This window comes from Myxococcales bacterium (assembly GCA_016717005.1).
Classification (GTDB): domain Bacteria; phylum Myxococcota_A; class Polyangia; order Haliangiales; family Haliangiaceae; genus UBA2376.
The window spans coordinates 1,498,877-1,515,956 of record JADJUF010000001.1; the positions used below are offsets into that span (position 1 = coordinate 1,498,877).

A 17,080-nucleotide genomic window follows, 5' to 3' on the forward strand; every position below is an offset into this window, starting at 1 on the left:
GCAACCCCCTCAGATCGGGCGCCCCCGAGGTGGATCGCCGCTTGCTGTATCCTGTGGCGGAGGATCGATGCGCACCTACATCGCCGCACTCATCGTGCTGATCGGGACCTTGGGCACGGCCCACGCCGACAAGAAGCAGCACCGCTTCGTCGGCATCCATCCCATCCCCAAGACCCAGGGCGGCGGCGTCTGCCATATCCAGGCGCCGCACGTGCACATCTACGCCCCGGCCGATCTCAAGGTGCAGTACCGCGACCACGACGGCTGGAGCTACTTCGTCGGCGACCCGGTCGCCTACGGCTGGGACGGCCCCAGGTACAGCTACTACGGCCACCACCCGGTGCCGGTCGACGTGATCGTCGAGGACGATCACGACGACACCGAGTACTGCTACCTCGACGGCCCGCACTTCCACGCGTGGGCGCCGCCGGCCGACCTCAAGCTCGAGCTCCGCGGCGGCGCGTACTGGTACGTCGGCGACTTCCCGCCCGCCTACGCCGAGGCCAGGGTGACCTACGACCCCATCGACGTGGTCTACCAGCCGATCCGCTACGAGCGCCCGACGGTCGTCGTCGACGCCGCGCCGCCGGGCTGGTACGGCGCCGTGGTCGTCGCGCCGGTGGTCGTGGCCCCCGCGCGGGTCGACGTGCGCCCGGCCCGGGTCCGGGCCGGCGTCGAGGTCCACGTGCCGGCGCCGGTGCTGCGGGTCGAGATCGGCGTCCCGTCGGTGCAGATCGGCATCGGCGGCGGCGTCGTGGTCCACGAGCACCGCGGCCACGCCAAGTACAAGGGTCGCAAGCACGGGCGCGGTCACCGATGATCGACCGCGCGCGCCTCGGCGCGCTGCTCCTGCTCGTGGCGACGGCCTGCGGCGGCAGCGAGGCCAAGCCCGCCATCAGCGACGACGCGCTGGTCGCGGCGTGGCGCGCGGACAAGCTCGAGGTGTCGGCGCTGACCACGGTCGACGGCGAGGCCTACGCGTCCAAGGCCTGCCGCGGCGGCACGGTCAGCGGCGTCGACGTGGTGGTGTGCACCTACGGCAGCGGCGAGGACGCCCAGGCCGCCGAGGAGCTGGGGCTGGCGGTGGTCGCCGACGCGACCGGCTCGGCGATCGCGCGCGGCACGCGGCTCCTGGTCGTCGTCGACCGGCGCAAGGCCGACCCCAGCGGCCGCACGATCGACGCGATCACCCGCGGCTTCCGCAAGTAGCGCGGGCCGGCCCGCTCACCGCGGCCCGAGCAGGTCCTCGAGGAAGAACGCCGCCAGCTCGGCGCGGCCCGCCAGGCCGGCCTTGCGGTAGAGCGACGTCGCCTGCTGGCGCACCGTCGCCTCGGACGCGTCGCGCACGCCGGCGATCTCCTTGTGCGACAGCCCCTTGAGCAGCAGGCGCGCGACCTCGGCCTCGCTCGGCGTGAGCTGCCACGCCGCGAGCTGGCGATCGATCGCGTCGGCGAGCCCGCGCACGAGCTCGCTGGCCTCGGCCCGCCAGCGCGCGGCGTCGGCCTGGGCGGCGGCGACGTCCCGGGTGAGCCCGACGACCGCCGCCTCGGCCGCGTGGATCCGGCGCCCGAGGCGCCACACCCGCCGCGCCATGACGCCGGCGCCGGCCGCGCCGATCACCGCGATCGAGCCCTCGACCACGACGTGCAGCGCGGTGGTGCCGGCGCGCAGGTCGCCGAGCAGATCGAGCGCGGCCAGGACCGCGACCGCGGCCAGCGCCGCGCCCGCGATCAGCAGCGGTCGCCGGGCGGCGCGCGGGTCGAGCGGCGCCGTGCCCCCGCGATCTTCCTCGTCATTCACGGACGTGACCCGCCCGATCACGAACGTCCGATGGACAGCATGGGGCCACGGCCGCATCGTCGCTCGAACACAAGGAGCTCATCGCCATGGATACGCTGCCACTCCATCCCAAGCTCGTCCACCTCCCCATCGCCCTCGCGGTGCTGATGCCGCTGATCACCATGGTCGTGCTGGTCGCGTGGTGGCGCGGCCGATTGCCGCGGGTCGCGTGGTGGGGCGTCGTCGGCCTCCAGGCCGTGCTGCTGGCCACCGGCCTGTACGCGCGCGAGACCGGGGAGGAGGACGAGGAGCGGGTCGAGGCGGTCGTGCCCGAGGCCGCGATCGAGGCCCACGAGGACGCCGCCACCGGGTTCGTGATCGGCGCCGGGGTCGCGCTGGCGCTCGCGGTAGCGGCCGGGGTGGTGCGGCCGCGCGGTCCAGCCCTGGCCGTCGCTGGCGCGGCGGCGCTCGGCACCATGGTCGTGCTCGGCCTCGGCTACCGGGTCGGCCAGGCCGGCGGCGAGCTGGTCTACCGGTACGGGGCGGCCGCGGCGTGGGCGGCGCCGACGACGGGCTCCGGCCCGGGGGCGCCAGGGGTCGCCGCCCCGCGCGACCGCGACGACGACGACGACTGATCCCGGAGGGCCTGTCGCCAGCCAGCGCCCAGGTTCGTGGGTTCAGGTCGGCACTTCGACAGGCGAGCCTCGATCGGCCACGACGCGAGACTCCGGCGCGGGGACCGGTGCTCGACCGAAATACTCGCAAGCGCTGAGGGCCCGGCCGGCGCGGTGCCCGTGGTATGCGATCGCGATGGGCCGGTCGTCGCGCGCCTGGCTCGCCACCCTCGCGGTCACCGTCGCCTGCGGCGGCGGCGGCGCCGCAGGCGATCCGGTGGCCGAGGCGATCCGGCGCGACCTCGAGCGCTCGCTCGGGCAGCCGCTCGCGTCGGTCCGGTGCCACGCCGGCGCCTGCGTCGCGACGACGGCCGCGGGCCTGGCGGTGCCGGTGGCCGTCACCGGCACCGCGCCGGTGACCTGGACTACGGCCGAGCTGCTCGATCCGGCGCCGATCGCCGCCGAGGTCCACGCCGCGCTGCGCACGCTCGACGCCGACGGCAGCGTCGACTGCGGTCCGCTGCGGCTGGCCGCCGACGTCGGCCCGGTCGTCGAGTGCGCGCTGGCCGACGGCGGCGTCGCGTTCGTGCGGATCGAGGCCGACGGCACGCTCGACGTCGAGCTGGCGCTGACCGCGACCATCGCCGCCGAGCGGCGCGCCGGGGCCGCCGACGACGAGCTCGAGCGCACCTCGCGGGCGCTCGACAGCGACGAGGCCGAAGGGGACGACGACGACACCGACGCCGGGCCCGCCGACGACGGTGGCCTCGACGCCGGCCTCGACGCCGCCGGCCCCGGCCCCGGCGGTTGATGACGATGCCGCGCGCGACGATCATGGGGGCGCGCTACCATCTCGACATGCCAGCTCGCCCTCGCGGCGGTATCGCGCTCGCCCTCGTCACCGTGGCCTTCGTCGCCGCCTGCCCGAGCGGCCAGCGCGCCCCCGTGGACCGACCGCCGCCGCGGCCGCGCACCGGGACGATCACCCTGTCGATCCTCGGCACCAACGACCTGCACGGCGCCATCGACCGGCTGCCGATCCTGGCCGGGTACGTGGCCAACCTGCGGGCCGCGCGCGCCGACGACGGCGGCCAGGTGCTGGTCGTCGACGCCGGCGACATGTTCCAGGGCACGCTCGGCTCGAACCTCAACGAGGGCGTCGCGGTGGTCGCGGCCTACAACGCGATCGGCTACGACGCCGCCGCGATCGGCAACCACGAGTTCGACTTCGGCCCCAGCGGCCCGGCGGTCACCGCCAGCGGCCCCCACGACGATCCGCGCGGCGCCCTGCGGGCCCGGGCCGCCGAGGCCGCGTTCCCGTTCCTGATGGCCAACGTCCTCGACGTCGAGACCGGCAAGCGCCCGACCTGGGACAACGTCCTGGGCTCGTTCATGCTCGAGAAGGGGCCGGTCGTGGTCGGCGTCATCGGCGTGACCACCGAGGCCACGCCGTTCACGACCATGCCGGCCAACTTCGTCGGCCTCGCCATGGCCAAGCCGGTGCTGGCGATCGCCGCCGAGGCCGCCGATCTGCGCAAGCGCGGCGCGCAGGTCGTGGTCGTGGCGGCCCACGTCGGCTCGAAGTGCGCCGACCTCCACGATCCCTCCGACCTGTCCTCGTGCGATCAGGAGGAGGAGCTGTTCACGATGGTCGACGCGCTGCAGCCGGGCGCGGTCGACGTGATCGTCGCGGGCCACACCCACGCGGCCATGGCCCACCGGCTCGGCGAGGTCGCCGTGATCGAGTCCTACTCCAGCGGCCGCGCGTTCGGGCGGGTCGACCTGCGCATCAACGAGCACGGCGTCATCACCGGCAAGACCATCCACCAGCCGCGCGATCTGTGCCCCGAGGCCGGCGGCGAGCCGGTGCCGGCGGCGGCGTGCGTGGTCGGCGACTACGAGGGCCGCCCGGTCATGCCGTCGGCCGCGATCGCCGCGCTGATCGAGCCGGCGCAGCGCACCGCGGCCGAGGTCGAGCGCAAGCCCCTCGGCGTCACCTTCACGACCGCGATCCCGCGCGCCTACGATCTCGAGTCGGCCGAGGGCAACCTGTTCGCCGACCTGATGCGCGCGGCGGTGCCCAAGGCCGACCTCGCGCTGACCAACGGCGGCGGCCTGCGCGCCGACATGCCCGCCGGCCCGCTGACCTACGGCGCGCTGTACGAGGCGATGCCGTTCGACAACCGCTTCGCGCTGGTGACGCTGACCGGCGCCCACGTCCGCAAGATGATCAGCAACAACCTGCAGTCGGGCAGCGGCATCTTCTCGTGGTCGGGCCTGCGCGTGACCGCGAGCTGCACCAGCGGCACGCTCGAGGTGTTCATCAAGGACGAGCGCGGCAAGCCGATCGCCGACGACCGCACGCTGACCCTGGTGACCAGCGACTTCCTGGCGTCGGGCGGCGACGGCGTGATCGGCCGGCTCAAGCTGCCCGACGGCGCCGTGACCCTGACCGACACGATCATCCGCGACGCGATCGCCGCGCAGCTCACCGCGCGCGGCGGCGCGCTGGCGGCGTTCGACGTGTTCGACCCCGACCACCCGCGCCTCGCCTACCCGCCGCCGCGCCCGGTCCGGTGCGGGGCCGCGGCGCGCCCACGGCCCTGATGGTCCCGTCGCTGTCCGCCTGGCTCGCCGGCCTGGGACCGCCGGGGCCGCAGCCGCTCGATCGGCTGACCGCGTGCTTCCTGCGGTTCGTGCGCCGGCACGCCGGCCCGCTGCGCGAGGCCCGCTCGGCCGGGCTCGATCGCTCGGTCGCCGGGTGGCGCGCGACCCTGACCGACGCGCTGCGCCTGGTGCTGCGCACCACCGTCGCCTCGCTGGCGCACCTCGAGAGCCGCACGCCGCTGGAGATCCTGTGGACCCGGCTGCACGCCGGCCTGCCCGAGCGCCCCGACATCGCCGCGGTGCTGGTGGCGCGGGTGTGCGCCGACGCGCTCGACGAGGCGGTCGGGCACCAGTTCGTGGCCGCGTTCCGCGAGCGGCGGCAGTGGCACGTGCCGCCGGGCGAGCCGTTCCCGATCAGCGAGCCGCCGCTGCGCGAGGTGTTCGGGCGCCACCTGACCACGCACCCCGACACCCGCGATCTGCCGATCGATCGCACCACCCGGCTGGCGCTGGCGCCCGACGCCGACGGCGTCGAGCTGGTGCTCGATCTCGACGGCGGCATCGCCGCGCCGGCGCCGAACGCGACGATCGCGGTGTGCCTGCCGATCGGCGGACCGATGACCGAGCTGGCGTGGGACACCGACCGCGCCGCCGGGCGCTTCTTCGGCGTGCGCCCGCGCGATCCCGGCGCCGCGAGCGCGGCGGTGCGCGCGCTCCTGGCCGAGGCGCTGTCGGCCGAGGCGGCGATCGTCGTGTTCCCCGAGCTGGCGGTCGACGGCGCCGCCCTCGCCGACGTCGAGCGCGCGCTGGCCGACGCCGAGCACCGGCCGCTGGTCGTGGCCGGCACCCGCCACGCGCTGGTCGACGGTCAGCCGCGCAACCGCGCCACGGTCGTGTGCGGCGACGCGCGGTTCGAGGCCGACAAGTTCAACCCGTTCGCGCTCGGCGACATGGTCGAGGGCATCACCAGTGCGCCGGCGCGGCTGGCCATGCGCGGCGCCGTCGACGGCAGCGGCCGGTTCGCGTGGTCGGTGGCGGTGCTGGTGTGCAAGGACTTCCTGTCGCTGGGCGCGCACCAGCTGCTGACCGTGGCGCGGCCGTCGCTGGTGATCGTGCCGGCGATGACCGAGCGCACCGCGGTGTTCGAGACCGACGCGCTCGGCCTGACCGGCACGACCCAGGCGACCTGCGTCGTCGTCAACCAGGTCGACGCGCGCGGCGCCGAGCACGAGGACGCCGCGGTCGCGATCGTGACGCGGCCGGTGCCGTGGGCGCTGACCGAGGTGGTGCGGCGGTCAGAGGTCACCCCGCCGGTGTGCCTGCTCCTGTCCTTGCGGCCGGATCCGCCGTGACCGCGCCGGCCGTGACGCGCGCCGCCGCCGCTCGTGCCGCCGTGACGCGCGCCGGCGACGCTCGTGCCGCCGTGACCGCGCCGGCCGTGACGCCCGCCGCTGACCGCGCCGGCCGTGACGCCCGCCGTCGCCGGATCCGGCCGGCCCCGACCGAACAACCATTGCGCAACCGTTGCATCGCCGCTAGGTTGATCGTGAGCGCATGGACCTCACCGAGCTGATCGCCTGGTTCGAAGAAGCGCCGACCGACGTCGCGCGGTTGCGGGCGCTGGGCGGCTCGCTCGGCCTCGAGCTGACCCGACGCCGCCTCGATCACCTGGCGCGCGCGATGGCCGCGCTGGCCGACGCCGCCCGCGCGCCGGCGCTGGCCCGGGCTCAGCTCACCGCCACCGCCGACCCGACGTTCCAGGCCGGCTACCTCACCGCGGTCGAGGACATGGTGCGCGCGTACCAGGCCGAGCTCGGCGAGGAGGACACGGAGCGCGAGATCCTCCACTACGCCAAGACCGAGCCGTACAAGAGCGCGCTCCTCGCCCTCGCCGACGGCGCCGAGACCCCGACCGAGGTCGCGCTGACGATGGGCCGCCACAAGTCGAGCGCCAGCCGCGCCCTCGCCGCCCTGCGCGAGGCCGGCCTCGTCGCCGGCTACGCCGCGCCCGACAGCAACGAGCGCCAGCGGCCCCACGCCCTCACCCGCCGCGGCAAGAACATCGTCGAGGGAGCCCGCGCCGGCGGCGCCCGGCGCGGCGACGTCACCCGCTCGCGCTCCAGCTCCAGCGAAAAGGCCGCCGCCAAGAAGCGCACGCCCGGCAAGGGCAACCGCGCCCCCGTCGCCGCCCGCCGCACCGGCCGCTAGGGGACTGGGTCCCAACTGCATGGGATTGCTATTGATTTTCGGGGCGCCGGCCGCCAGCGCGGCGAGCTCCATCGCCTATCGCGTCAGAACTTGCGACGCAGCGAGTCACGGATCCTGACGCGGTAGCTCAAGATTCTGCAGCAATTCCAGTCCTCTAAGACCCAGGATCCGGGCCCCCACGATCTGGGCGCCGCCACCAGCCGCTGATCAAGGGGACCGGATCCTGGGTCCCAACTGCATGGGATTGCTTGAGATTTCTGGCCCACCGCGTCAGAATTCATGACGCGGCGAGTCACGGATCCTGACGCGGTAGCTCGAAATTCTGGAGCAATTCTAGTCTCCTAAGACCTAGGATCCGGTCCCCGGCGAGTTCTGGGCGGGGATGTCGTCATGTAGGTGACGAACGCCGTCGACGACTCGACAGGGGATGGGCGGTAACTAGCTGAGATGCCGCTGGTCGAACCAGTGGCATGCGGGGTGCTCATGCTGGGGGCATGGAGACACTTCACCAGCTTCGTGTGCGGCTCAAGCCGCTCGCCGGCGCCGCGATCGGCGGCCTCGCGGGCACCGTGGTCGACGTGGTGATCCTGTCGATGCTCTGTCATCGCGGGGTCGCGGTGGCCTACGCCGCGTTCGCCGGCGCGATGGCCGGCGCGGTGCTGTGCTTCGTCGCCAACAAGTACGTCGCGTTCGGCGATCGCCGGCGCCCCGATCTGCGCCAGGTGGCGGCGTTCGGCGGCGTCGCGCTCGCGACCGCGGTGCTGATGGCGGTCGCGATGCACCTCGCGTGCGACCGCGCCCACCTGCCGTACCTGACCGCGAAGGTCGTGTGCGCCGCCGTCATCTTCGTCTGCTGGAGCTACCCGGCCCAGCGTCGCCTCGTGTTCGCGCCGGCCTGATGCCGCGCCGCACCGTCCCCCAGGAGCCTGTCATGTCGATCCTCACCACCGTCCTCGACCTCTCGATCGTCATCCCCGCCTACAACGAGGAGCTCCGCATCACGCCGACGCTCGAGGCCACCGCGCAGTTCCTCGCCGCCCACCCCGGCACCTGGGAGATCGTCGTCGTCGACGACGGCTCCAAGGACGGCACCGTCGCGCTGTGCGAGCGGCTGGCCGCCGAGCGCATCCCGCAGCTGCGGGTGATCGCGTCGAAGCCCAACCGCGGCAAGGGGGCGGCGGTGCGCACCGGCATGCTGGCCGCGCGCGGGCGCATCCGCGTCATGTGCGACGCCGACGGCTCGATGCCCGCCACCGAGCTGCCCAAGCTGATCGCGCCGGTGCTGGCCGGCGCCGACGTCGCGATCGGCTCGCGCTACGCCGCCGGCGCCGCCACCAACACGACCCAGCCGCTGTACCGCCGGCTGTGGAGCCGGCTGTGCAACCAGGTCATCCAGAAGACGCTGGTGCCGGGCGTGCGCGACACCCAGTGCGGCTTCAAGGCGTTCACCGCCCGCGCCGCCGATGATCTGTTCGCGCGCGCGACGATCGACGGCTGGGCGTTCGACCTCGAGATCCTGGCGCTCGCCAAGCGGCGCGGCTACGACGTGCGCGAGTGCGGCGTCGTCTGGCACGACGACCAGCGCTCGAAGGTCTCGCCGTGGAAGGACATGTGGAAGGTCATCCGCGAGGCGGTCGTGATCAAGCGCAACCTGCGCCGCGGCCGCTACGGCGAGCTGGCGCCGATCGCCGGCTGAGCCGCGGACCTGGTCATGCGCCGAGCGGTGCCGAGCGCATCGGCGAACTCGATCAGCCGCTCGCCTTCGAGTCGGCGATCCCGGCGGTCGCGGCGGCGTTCCTGTCCGAGTCGGTGCGGGCCGCGGCTCACGCGGCCGGCGGCGGCTCGTCGGCGGGCGGCGGCGGCGGGTCGAGCATCTCCTGGCGGTAGATGATCCGCGCGCAGCGCTCGCAGGTCTCGATCGTCTCGAGCCGCGCCAGCTTGTTGTTCTGCTGCGGCAGGATCCGCACCCGGCAGCCCTGGCAGATGCCGCCGAGCACCGGCGACACCGCGACGCCGCGCACGATCAGCGCGTCGTAGGCCTTGCGCCAGTCCTTCTCGATCCTGGCGCGGATCTCCTCGCGGCCGGCGCTGGCCGCGGTGATCTGCTGGTCCAGCTCCGCGAGCTGCGTCGCGATCCGGGCCTCCTCGGTCGCGAGGTCGTCGCGCAGCTTCTGGATCGACGCGTCGCGCTCGCCGATCAAGGTGGTCGTCTGCCCGAGCCCCTCGGCCATCTTCTTGACCTCGGCCTCGCGCTCGCTGATCGACTTGCGCTTGAACTCGACCTCGCGGGTGGCGGCGTGGAACTCCTTGCCGGTGCGCGTGCCCTGCAGCTTCGACTTGGCGGTGCGCAGGAGCTCTTGATCGCGCTGGATCATGGCCTGCTGCTGCTTCTGCCAGGTCTCGGCGTCGACCAGCTTCTGGCGCTCGACGTTGAGCATCGACTCGAGCTTGGCCAGGTCGTTGCGCAGCGGCTCCGTCCGCGCCGGCAGGATCTTGCGCGCGGAGGCGAGCTCCTTGACCTTCATGTCGATGGTCTGAAGTTCAAGCAACAACAGGAGCTGATCTTTCACGGCGTCCTCGCGAGGCATCGAGACCAAGTTGTCAACCACGGGTCGTGGGCCCACCTGGGTTTGAACCAGGGACCCACCGGTTATGAGCCGGCCGCTCTGACCGCTGAGCTATGGGCCCGTGTGGCGGAAGTTACAACGCGCGGCACGTTAGCCCCGTGCGCCGGGGACCGCAACCGCGGAGGTGGTACCTTTGCCCCGATGCCTGCCCCCGCCACCGCCGCCCGCGTCGCCCTGGCCGCCCTGGCCGCCGCTGTCCTCGCCGCCTCGGCCAGCTCGAAGAGCACCGCGCCGCCGCCCGCCACCGCGGGCGCCTGGAACGCGGCGCCCCCGGCGACCCAGACGATGGCGACCAGCGACGCCGCCGGGTTGTGGAAGACCACCTTCGGCGCGGTCAAGATCGAGGACGACGGCGCCGGCGGCCTCCACGGCGCGTGGGTCTACCAGAACGGCGGCAAGGACGTCGTCGGGTACTTCGGCGGCACGCTCGACGGCAACGTCCTGCGCCTGTCCTGGCGCGAACCGGCCCAGGCGCAGCCCGGCGAGAGCCAGCTCGCCGGCGAGGGCTGGCTGGTCTTCGACGCGGCCGGCGGGCGCTTCTCGGGGCGCTGGTGGACCAGCAACCGCGATCGCCAGGGCGACTGGAGCGGCTCGCGCGATCAGGCGGGGATGGCGCCGGCGATCGATCAAGGCGGCGCCGGCTACGGCGGCGCGCTCTACGGCGGCGCGCTCTACGGCGGCGTCGACTACGACGGCGACGGCGTCCCGGACCCGCGCTGATCGCGCGTTGCGGCCCCGCTGATCCGCGCTGATCGCGTGCTGCGCGCCGGCTGCCCCGCGCTGATCGCGCGCGGCGGACCCGCGCTGATCGCGGGCTCGCTCAGGCCGGGCCCTCGGCCGCGGGGTAGCAGCCGAGCACGCGCAGCTCGACGGTGAGCTCGCCCAGCTCGGCGAGCACCGCCTGCACCGCCGCCCCGGCGGCGTGGCCGAGCAGGTCGAGGTAGAAGCGGTACTGCCAGCGGGTGCCCCGTAGCGGGCGCGACTCGAGCTTGGTCAGCGACAGCCCGCGCGCGGCGATGCGCGACAGGATCTCGCCCAGCGCCCCCGGGCGATCGGCCAGCGCGAACGTCAGCGAGGTCTTGGCGGTCGTCGCGTCGGGCACCGGGGTCGGCCGCAGCCCGACCTCGACGAACCGGGTCGCGTTCGAGCGCTCGTCCTGGATCGTGGCCGCGACGATCGCGAGGCCGTAGGTCGTGGCCGCGGCGGCGCTGGCGATCGCCGCCTGGGTGACGTCGCCGGCGTCGCGCACCGCGCGGGCGGCGCCGGCGGTGTCGAGGTCGACGACCGCGCGCAGGTGCGGGTGCGCGGCGAAGAACTGGTGGCACTGCGCCAGGGCCTGCGGGTGCGAGCGGACGATCGTGAGCTGCGCGAGCGCGACGCCCGGCAGCGCGAGCAGGCAGTGCTCGACCGCGCTCACGACCTCGCCGGTGATCGTCAGCGGGCCGTGGGCCAGCAGATCGTAGGTCTCGTTGATGCTGCCGGCGGTGGAGTTCTCGATCGGCAAGAGCGCTAGATCGGCCGCGCCGTCGATCACCGCCGCCGCCGCCGCGCGGAAGCTGTCGTGGCCGGTGAGCAGCGCGCCGCCGCCGCGGCCGCCGTAGCGACGCTGCGCCGCGAGGTGGCTGTAGCTGCCCTCGACGCCCTGGTACGCGACCCGGCGCGGCACGTCGGCGCGCGCGCGCACCGCGGCCTCCTGGTGCGCGACCGACATGTCGAGCACGACCCGGTACATGCGCTCGACCTCGTGCGGGTCGAGCCCGAGCCGCACCGCCTGCCCGCGCAGGCGTCCGAGCAGGAGCTCCTCGCGCCCGCGGTCGCGCACCGGGCTGGCCGCCGCCAGCTTGGCGGCGAGCACGTCGTCGACGATCGCCAGCCGCGCCGCCAGCAGCGCCAGGAGCTGGTGATCGATCGCCTCGATGCGCGCGCGCAGCGCGGACAGGTCGGCGGGCGCGGACATCGCGGACGGCGCGGACGGCGCGGACGGCGCGGACGGCGCGGACGGCGCGGACGGCTCGGCGGGCGCGGACAGGTCGGCGGGCGCGGACAGGTCGGCGGGCGCGGACAGGTCGGCGGGCGCGGACATCGGCGCCATCGTGCGCGCTGTATCGGACGGCTCGGACGGCTCGGGCGGCTCGGACATCGGCGCCATCGTACGCGCTGTAACCGCGCCGCGCCGGCTCGCCACTACCCGACCATGCGCCGCCTCCTCGCTCTCGCGCTGGTCACCTCGGCCTGCGCCCACGCCGCCCCGCCGCCGCCCCACGCGCTCCGCCTCGATCGCGTGGTGCTGTTCCAGAACGGCATCGGCCACTTCGAGCGCCGCGGCGCCCTGCCCGACCGCCACCTGCGCCTGGTGCTGCGGCCGCACGAGGTCGACGACGTCATCAAGACGCTGACCGTGGTCGATCGCGACGGCCAGGCCCAGCAGGTCGCGGCGGTGCTGCCGACGCCCGACCAGGCCACCGGCGATCGCGTCGTCGTCGACATCGAGCTGTCTCGGCCGGTGCGCGATCTGATCGTGTCGTACGCGGTGCCGACCGCGGCGTGGAAGACCACCTACCGCGTCGCGATGCCCGAGCGCGCCGGCGGCCCGCTCCTGTTCCAGGCCTGGGCGATGATCGACAACGTCTCCGAGGAGAGCTGGGACCACGTGCAGCTGGCGCTGGCCACCGGCGCGCCGCTGTCGTTCGCGACCGACCTGCGCACGCCCCACTTCGTGCCGCGCCCCGACGCCACCGGCGCGCTGGTGGCGCCGACGGCGACCGCGGTCGTGACGGCGGCGCGCACCCGCGGCGGCGCCAGCGACGAGGACCACGACGGCATCGCCGACGTCGACGACCAGTGCCCGCTCGGCGCCGAGGACCGCGACGGCTTCGATGAGGACGACGGCTGCCCCGACCCCGACAACGACCGCGACCGGATCCCCGACGTCGACGACCGCTGCCCCGACGAGCCCGAGGTCTGGAACGGCTACGAGGACGACGACGGCTGCCCCGACCGCGGCCGGGTGATCGTGACCGACGCCCAGATCCAGATCCTCGAGCGCATCTACTTCGGCGCCGGCGCGACGACGCCAGCCCCGTCCTCGGCGCCGATCCTTGACGCGATCGCCGCGACGCTGGTCGGCAACCCCGAGATCCAGACGGTCCAGCTAGCCGGCCACGCCGCCGCGGGCGAGGCCGATCCCTGGGGCCTGTCGGCCCGCCGGGCCGCGGCGATCCGCGCGGCGCTCGCCGACCGCGGGGTGCAGCAGCAGCTGACGGTGCGGCCGTTCGGCGACACCAGCCCGATCGATCGCGATCCCAGCCACAACCGCCGGGTCGAGTTCGCGGTGATCGAGCGCCGCGCCGAGCGCGGGCCGTCGGCGCCGACGCGCACCCTCGACCAGCGGGCGCTCGCGAGCACGGCCGGCGCCGCCGGGACCTCGGTCGAGGTCGCCGGCACCGCGCGCTGGCAGCTCGCGGATCGCGTGACCGTGCCGCGCGGCGCGTCGACGCTGGTGTCGGTGCTGTCGCGCGAGGTCACCGGCGCCGGCGTGCTGCTGTTCCGCCCCGACGCCGGCACGCCCGGCTCGGCCCGTCACCCGTACCGCGCGGCGCGGATCGCGCTGCCGGCCGAGCTCACGGTCGAGCCGGGGCCGGTCGCGGTGTTCGCCGAGGGCAGCTTCGCCGGCGAGGGCGTGCTCGCGCGCACCCCCGGCGGTCAGGTCACCTACGTCCCGTACGCGGTCGACGGCGGCACCAGCGTCACGGTCGAGGTGTCGGGCGACGAGCGGCCGCAGCGCCTGGTCGCGGTCGCGCGTGGGATCGCGCGGGTGCAGAACGCGCGCGTGCGCACGACCCGCTACACGATCGCCGCCAGCGCCACCGCGCCCGCGACGATCTACCTGCGCCACGTGCCGACCGTCGGCTACCAGCTCGGCGAGCTGCCGCCTGGCAGCGAGCGCGGCGACGACGACGTCCTGATCGCGCTGCCGATCGTGCCCGGCGGCGACAGCGTGCTGGTGGTCGAGGAGCGGCAGCCGGTGACGCGCGAGCTGCAGCTGCTCGACGCCGCCACCGACCTGGCGGCCTACGTCGACGGCGCCGACCTGCCGCCGGCGGTGCTGGCCGCGGTCGGGGCCGTGGTCAGCGCCCGCGCGGCGCTGGCCGACGCCGAGGCCGCCACCGCCGCGGCCCAGACCGCGCTGGCCGACGTCACCGAGCACAACGGCGACCTCGAGCGCTCGCTGACCACCGTCGCCAAGCTGCCCGGCGCCGAGGCCGCGCAGCTCCGCGCGCGGCTGCTCAAGAGCCTGACCGAGCTCACCGCGCGCGCCGATCAGCTGGCGCGCACGATCGCCACCCACCGCGCGGCCGAGGTCGAGGCCCGGGTCCGGCTGCAGACCGCGATCGAGGCGCTCGGCCTCGAGCAGCTGACGACGCCGTAGCGATCACGGCGCGGGGCGATCGACGACGTCGATCAGCCACGACTCGCAGCCGCCGGGCCCGCGGGCCGGGCCGATCTTCGGCGCGCCCGGGCAGGTGGCGTCGTGCAGATCGGTGCGCAGCACGGTCGCGCCGACCGCCGCGAGCGCCGCGATGACCTCGTCGTCGGGCAGGCGCACGCCGCCGTAGAGCTTGGGCCCGGCGCTGACCAGCGCCAGGGTCGGCGACACCGCCGCCAGGAACGCCGCGCGGCTCGAGGTCTTCGAGCCGTGGTGGCCGACCTGCAGGATGTCCGCGTCGATCGCCGCCGCGAACTCCTCGACCAGGTGCGCCTCGATGTCACCGAGCGCGGCCGACGGATCGGCCCGCGGCCCCGACTCGGCGTCGCCGGCCAGGAGCAGGCGCGTGCGCCCCAGCTCGACCGCGAGCACGATCGTGTTCTCGTTGGGATCGGGCCGAGCCTTGGCCTCGGCGTGCAGGATCGTCATGGCCGCGTCGGCGCCCAGGACGATCCGATCGCCCTCATCGAACACCTCCCAGGTGACCGTCGTCGGGATGATCACCGGCAGGCCCTTGACCTCCAGCGTGCGGTCGGCGGGCGGCAGCGCGGCGGTGTGGTAGCGCGCGCCGCTGGCCTCGGCCACGCCGGTCAGGAAGTCGCGATAGAACACCGCGTCGTTGATGCGCCCCGAGTCCCAGATGTCGTCGACCTGGTAGCAGTGCAGCACCAGGTCGAGCGCCGAGCCGTGATCGAGGTGCGGGTGGCTGAGCACGACATGATCGATCGTGCGGCGGGTCGGCGCGGCGGAGCCAGCGCTGGCGCACTGCCCGTCCCCTGACGGCCCGATCGCGGCCGCGAGGTAGTCGAGCACGCGCACCGGCCGCTCGCCGGGGTCGCCCGAGCCGGCGTCGTACAAGAGCCTGAAGTCGGCGCCCTGCACCAAGAGCGCGAGGCCGGTGCCGACGTCGATCAGGTGTACGCGCCAGGTCCCGGGCGCCGGCGGATCGCGCGGCAGGTCGGCGACCTGGGTGATCGGCCGCCACGTGACCGCGGGCGGCAGGTCGACCGGGCCGGGGCCGTCAGGCCCATCGGGGGCGTCGGGCTCGTCGGGGCGGTGCGGCGCGACGACGACCGACGGGCCGGGGACCGTCGGCGCCGGCGGCCGACACGCCGCGATCATCGCGAGCGCCGCGCCCATCAGCGGCCCGCGCGGGTGCGTCGTCACCGCCGCATCATGCCACGCGCGCGCGTGCGCGACGTCGCCGCGACCGATCGCCCGGCGTCACCCCGCGGCGGTGATCGCGAGCGCGCCGGCTCCGGTGGTATCCATGACCTCCACCTGGAGGACCCATGTCGATCACGACCGGACTGGGCGATCGCCTGCGCGACGCGCTCGACGCCGCCGAGGCGCGCACGCCCGGCATCAAGCACGAGGTCTCGGCGCTGTTCGCGGCCGCCCACGCCGAGGCCAGCGCGGTGCTCGACGGCCAGGCCGAGCACGCCGGCCTCGCGTCCGCCGCCGGCGCCTGGGCCGCGCTCCACGACGACGTCGCCAGCCTCGATCAGCGCGCGGCCCTGACCGGCGCGCGCGTCGAGGGGCGGCTGCCGGTCCACGTCAGCGCCGACGGCGAGCTCTGGGGCGTCGGCACCTACGAGAACCTCGATCCGGGCTGGACCGAGGCGCTGATCCACTACCTCGAGCACCGCCACGACCGCGCGCCGTTCGTGCGCGCGCCGCGGGTGGTCGACATCGCCGACGACGCCACGCTGGCGATCGTCGGCGACTGGGGCACCGGCTACTGGCGCGCGGGCACCGGCGCCGAGGGCGTCGCCCGCCAGGTCGCCGCCGGCGCCCCCGACTACACGATCCACCTCGGCGACGTGTACTACGCCGGCACCAGCGACGAGGAGCGCGCCAAGCTGGTCGCGCTGTGGCCGAGCGGCCGCCTCGGCTCGGTCACGCTCAACTCCAACCACGAGATGTACGACGGCGCCCGGGCCTACTTCGCCGCCCTCGCGGCGCCGGCGCCGTTCGCGCTGCAGGGCGGCTGCTCGTACGTGGCGCTGCGCAACCGCGCCTGGCTGATCATCGGCCTCGACACCGCGTACTTCTCGACCAGCCACCTGTACCTCGACGGCGCGCTCGACGAGGGCCAGCTCGCGTTCCTGCGCGCGCAGGCCGCCGCCGCCGGCGATCGCAAGATCGTCGTGGTCTCGCACCACGAGGGCCTGAACCTCGCGGGCACCGCGACGACCGCGCTGTGGCAACAGGTCGTGCTCGGCCTCGGCAAGCCGCCGGTCGCCTGGTACTGGGGCCACCAGCACAACGGCGTGGTCTACGCGCCGCACGAGGGCTGCCGGCCGCGCTGCGTCGGCCACGGCGCGATCCCCTACGGCGACGCGACGATGTTCCACGGCTCGAAGGCCGCGCTGTGGTCCGAGTCGGTGTCGGCCCACGACGCCGACCTGCCCGAGCGCGTCACCAACGGCTTCGCGCGCGTGCGCCTGGCCGGCCCGACGCTGACCGAGGAGCTGGTGGCCGAGGACGGCGCGGTGCGCTGGGCCGGATCGATCGGCGGCTGACCGCGCCGACGCGGCGACGGCTCCGCGCGGCGCGCGGGTCCGGATCGAGCGGCGCCTGACCGCGCCGACGCGGCGGCGGCTCCGCGCGACGCGCCGGTCCGGTTCGAGCGGCGCCCGCGCTGCGGCGAGGCGACGCGCGGCGCGCGGGAGCTACCCCGCGCCTCACCCGCGATCACCCCCGCGCGGTGCATGGTCGACGGGTCGCCGCGTCCAACGCCCGCGCCCCACGTCGAC

General features: G+C 74.9%; 16 protein-coding genes and 1 tRNA gene. 12 read left to right on the forward strand and 5 right to left on the reverse strand.

Annotated features, from left to right (window positions below; translation table 11 throughout):
* The first annotated feature begins 67 nt into the window (after nucleotides 1-67).
* Nucleotides 68-820, forward strand: coding sequence for a hypothetical protein (locus IPL61_06320; GenBank protein ID MBK9030944.1), 753 nt, complete (start codon nucleotides 68-70; stop codon nucleotides 818-820).
* Nucleotides 817-1,209 carry a hypothetical protein gene (locus IPL61_06325; protein ID MBK9030945.1) on the forward strand — a complete coding sequence of 131 codons (393 nt, stop codon included), beginning with the start codon at nucleotides 817-819 and terminating at the stop codon, nucleotides 1,207-1,209. The genes IPL61_06320 and IPL61_06325 overlap by 4 nt, the downstream gene beginning before the upstream one ends.
* Before the next feature lie 15 nt (nucleotides 1,210-1,224).
* Here the strand turns inward: IPL61_06325 and IPL61_06330 are convergent, their stop codons facing one another.
* The gene (locus IPL61_06330; GenBank protein ID MBK9030946.1) at nucleotides 1,225-1,800 is read right to left on the reverse strand and encodes a helix-turn-helix transcriptional regulator; all 576 of its coding nucleotides are present in this window, start codon (nucleotides 1,798-1,800) and stop codon (nucleotides 1,225-1,227) included.
* Nucleotides 1,801-1,886: 86 nt separating this feature from the next.
* On the opposite strand from IPL61_06330, the gene IPL61_06335 reads away from it, so the two are divergent.
* The 7 genes from IPL61_06335 (at nucleotide 1,887) to IPL61_06365 (ending at nucleotide 8,904) form a co-directional block, all read left to right on the forward strand.
* On the forward strand, nucleotides 1,887-2,414 hold the full coding sequence (locus IPL61_06335; protein MBK9030947.1) for a hypothetical protein: 528 nt from the start codon (nucleotides 1,887-1,889) through the stop codon (nucleotides 2,412-2,414).
* A gap of 175 nt (nucleotides 2,415-2,589) precedes the next feature.
* Nucleotides 2,590-3,204 carry a hypothetical protein gene (locus tag IPL61_06340; GenBank protein MBK9030948.1) on the forward strand — a complete coding sequence of 205 codons (615 nt, stop codon included), beginning with the start codon at nucleotides 2,590-2,592 and terminating at the stop codon, nucleotides 3,202-3,204.
* Nucleotides 3,205-3,251: 47 nt separating this feature from the next.
* Nucleotides 3,252-5,000: a 5'-nucleotidase C-terminal domain-containing protein gene (locus tag IPL61_06345; protein MBK9030949.1), complete on the forward strand. Its 1,749-nt coding sequence runs from the start codon at nucleotides 3,252-3,254 to the stop codon at nucleotides 4,998-5,000.
* Nucleotides 5,000-6,352: a hypothetical protein gene (locus IPL61_06350; GenBank protein ID MBK9030950.1), complete on the forward strand. Its 1,353-nt coding sequence runs from the start codon at nucleotides 5,000-5,002 to the stop codon at nucleotides 6,350-6,352. Before IPL61_06345 ends, IPL61_06350 begins: the two co-directional genes overlap by 1 nt.
* A 202-nt stretch (nucleotides 6,353-6,554) precedes the next feature.
* Nucleotides 6,555-7,208, forward strand: a complete 654-nt coding sequence (locus tag IPL61_06355) for a MarR family transcriptional regulator (GenBank protein ID MBK9030951.1) — start codon at nucleotides 6,555-6,557, stop codon at nucleotides 7,206-7,208.
* Nucleotides 7,209-7,702: 494 nt separating this feature from the next.
* Entirely contained in the window at nucleotides 7,703-8,107 is a 405-nt protein-coding gene (locus IPL61_06360; protein MBK9030952.1) for a GtrA family protein, read from the forward strand.
* 32 nt (nucleotides 8,108-8,139) lie between these two features.
* On the forward strand, nucleotides 8,140-8,904 hold the full coding sequence (locus tag IPL61_06365) for a glycosyltransferase family 2 protein (GenBank protein ID MBK9030953.1): 765 nt from the start codon (nucleotides 8,140-8,142) through the stop codon (nucleotides 8,902-8,904).
* 127 nt (nucleotides 8,905-9,031) lie between these two features.
* Here IPL61_06365 and IPL61_06370 read toward each other — a convergent pair whose 3' ends face one another.
* Both IPL61_06370 and IPL61_06375 read right to left on the reverse strand, forming a co-directional pair.
* Nucleotides 9,032-9,796, reverse strand: a complete 765-nt coding sequence (locus IPL61_06370; GenBank protein ID MBK9030954.1) for a hypothetical protein — start codon at nucleotides 9,794-9,796, stop codon at nucleotides 9,032-9,034.
* 27 nt (nucleotides 9,797-9,823) lie between these two features.
* Nucleotides 9,824-9,896, reverse strand: a tRNA-Ile gene (locus IPL61_06375).
* An 80-nt stretch (nucleotides 9,897-9,976) separates the two neighbouring features.
* On the opposite strand from IPL61_06375, the gene IPL61_06380 reads away from it, so the two are divergent.
* A complete protein-coding gene (locus tag IPL61_06380; protein ID MBK9030955.1) occupies nucleotides 9,977-10,555 on the forward strand; it encodes a hypothetical protein in 579 nt (192 codons plus the stop codon).
* Nucleotides 10,556-10,655: 100 nt separating this feature from the next.
* Here IPL61_06380 and pheA read toward each other — a convergent pair whose 3' ends face one another.
* A complete protein-coding gene (pheA, locus tag IPL61_06385) occupies nucleotides 10,656-11,792 on the reverse strand; it encodes a prephenate dehydratase (protein MBK9030956.1) in 1,137 nt (378 codons plus the stop codon).
* 237 nt (nucleotides 11,793-12,029) lie between these two features.
* On the opposite strand from pheA, the gene IPL61_06390 reads away from it, so the two are divergent.
* Nucleotides 12,030-14,264, forward strand: a complete 2,235-nt coding sequence (locus IPL61_06390) for an OmpA family protein (GenBank protein ID MBK9030957.1) — start codon at nucleotides 12,030-12,032, stop codon at nucleotides 14,262-14,264.
* Nucleotides 14,265-14,267: 3 nt separating this feature from the next.
* Here IPL61_06390 and IPL61_06395 read toward each other — a convergent pair whose 3' ends face one another.
* Nucleotides 14,268-15,443 carry an MBL fold metallo-hydrolase gene (locus IPL61_06395; GenBank protein MBK9030958.1) on the reverse strand — a complete coding sequence of 392 codons (1,176 nt, stop codon included), beginning with the start codon at nucleotides 15,441-15,443 and terminating at the stop codon, nucleotides 14,268-14,270.
* Nucleotides 15,444-15,613: 170 nt separating this feature from the next.
* On the opposite strand from IPL61_06395, the gene IPL61_06400 reads away from it, so the two are divergent.
* Nucleotides 15,614-16,846 (forward strand): metallophosphoesterase, encoded by a 1,233-nt coding sequence (locus tag IPL61_06400; GenBank protein MBK9030959.1) that lies wholly within the window; start codon nucleotides 15,614-15,616, stop codon nucleotides 16,844-16,846.
* The last annotated feature ends 234 nt before the right edge of the window (nucleotides 16,847-17,080 follow it).

Coding starts and splice junctions, on each gene's coding strand:
- IPL61_06355 (MBK9030951.1), top strand. CDS start 6,555: ATGGACCTCACCGAGCTGATCGCCTGGTTCGAAGAAGCGCCGACCGAC.
- IPL61_06365 (MBK9030953.1), top strand. CDS start 8,140: ATGTCGATCCTCACCACCGTCCTCGACCTCTCGATCGTCATCCCCGCC.
- IPL61_06400 (MBK9030959.1), top strand. CDS start 15,614: ATGTCGATCACGACCGGACTGGGCGATCGCCTGCGCGACGCGCTCGAC.
- IPL61_06360 (MBK9030952.1), top strand. CDS start 7,703: ATGGAGACACTTCACCAGCTTCGTGTGCGGCTCAAGCCGCTCGCCGGC.
- IPL61_06370 (MBK9030954.1), bottom strand. CDS start 9,796: ATGCCTCGCGAGGACGCCGTGAAAGATCAGCTCCTGTTGTTGCTTGAA.
- IPL61_06350 (MBK9030950.1), top strand. CDS start 5,000: ATGGTCCCGTCGCTGTCCGCCTGGCTCGCCGGCCTGGGACCGCCGGGG.
- IPL61_06325 (MBK9030945.1), top strand. CDS start 817: ATGATCGACCGCGCGCGCCTCGGCGCGCTGCTCCTGCTCGTGGCGACG.
- IPL61_06335 (MBK9030947.1), top strand. CDS start 1,887: ATGGATACGCTGCCACTCCATCCCAAGCTCGTCCACCTCCCCATCGCC.
- IPL61_06340 (MBK9030948.1), top strand. CDS start 2,590: ATGGGCCGGTCGTCGCGCGCCTGGCTCGCCACCCTCGCGGTCACCGTC.
- IPL61_06380 (MBK9030955.1), top strand. CDS start 9,977: ATGCCTGCCCCCGCCACCGCCGCCCGCGTCGCCCTGGCCGCCCTGGCC.
- IPL61_06320 (MBK9030944.1), top strand. CDS start 68: ATGCGCACCTACATCGCCGCACTCATCGTGCTGATCGGGACCTTGGGC.
- IPL61_06395 (MBK9030958.1), bottom strand. CDS start 15,443: ATGATCGCGGCGTGTCGGCCGCCGGCGCCGACGGTCCCCGGCCCGTCG.
- IPL61_06390 (MBK9030957.1), top strand. CDS start 12,030: ATGCGCCGCCTCCTCGCTCTCGCGCTGGTCACCTCGGCCTGCGCCCAC.
- pheA (MBK9030956.1), bottom strand. CDS start 11,792: ATGTCCGCGCCCGCCGACCTGTCCGCGCTGCGCGCGCGCATCGAGGCG.
- IPL61_06345 (MBK9030949.1), top strand. CDS start 3,252: ATGCCAGCTCGCCCTCGCGGCGGTATCGCGCTCGCCCTCGTCACCGTG.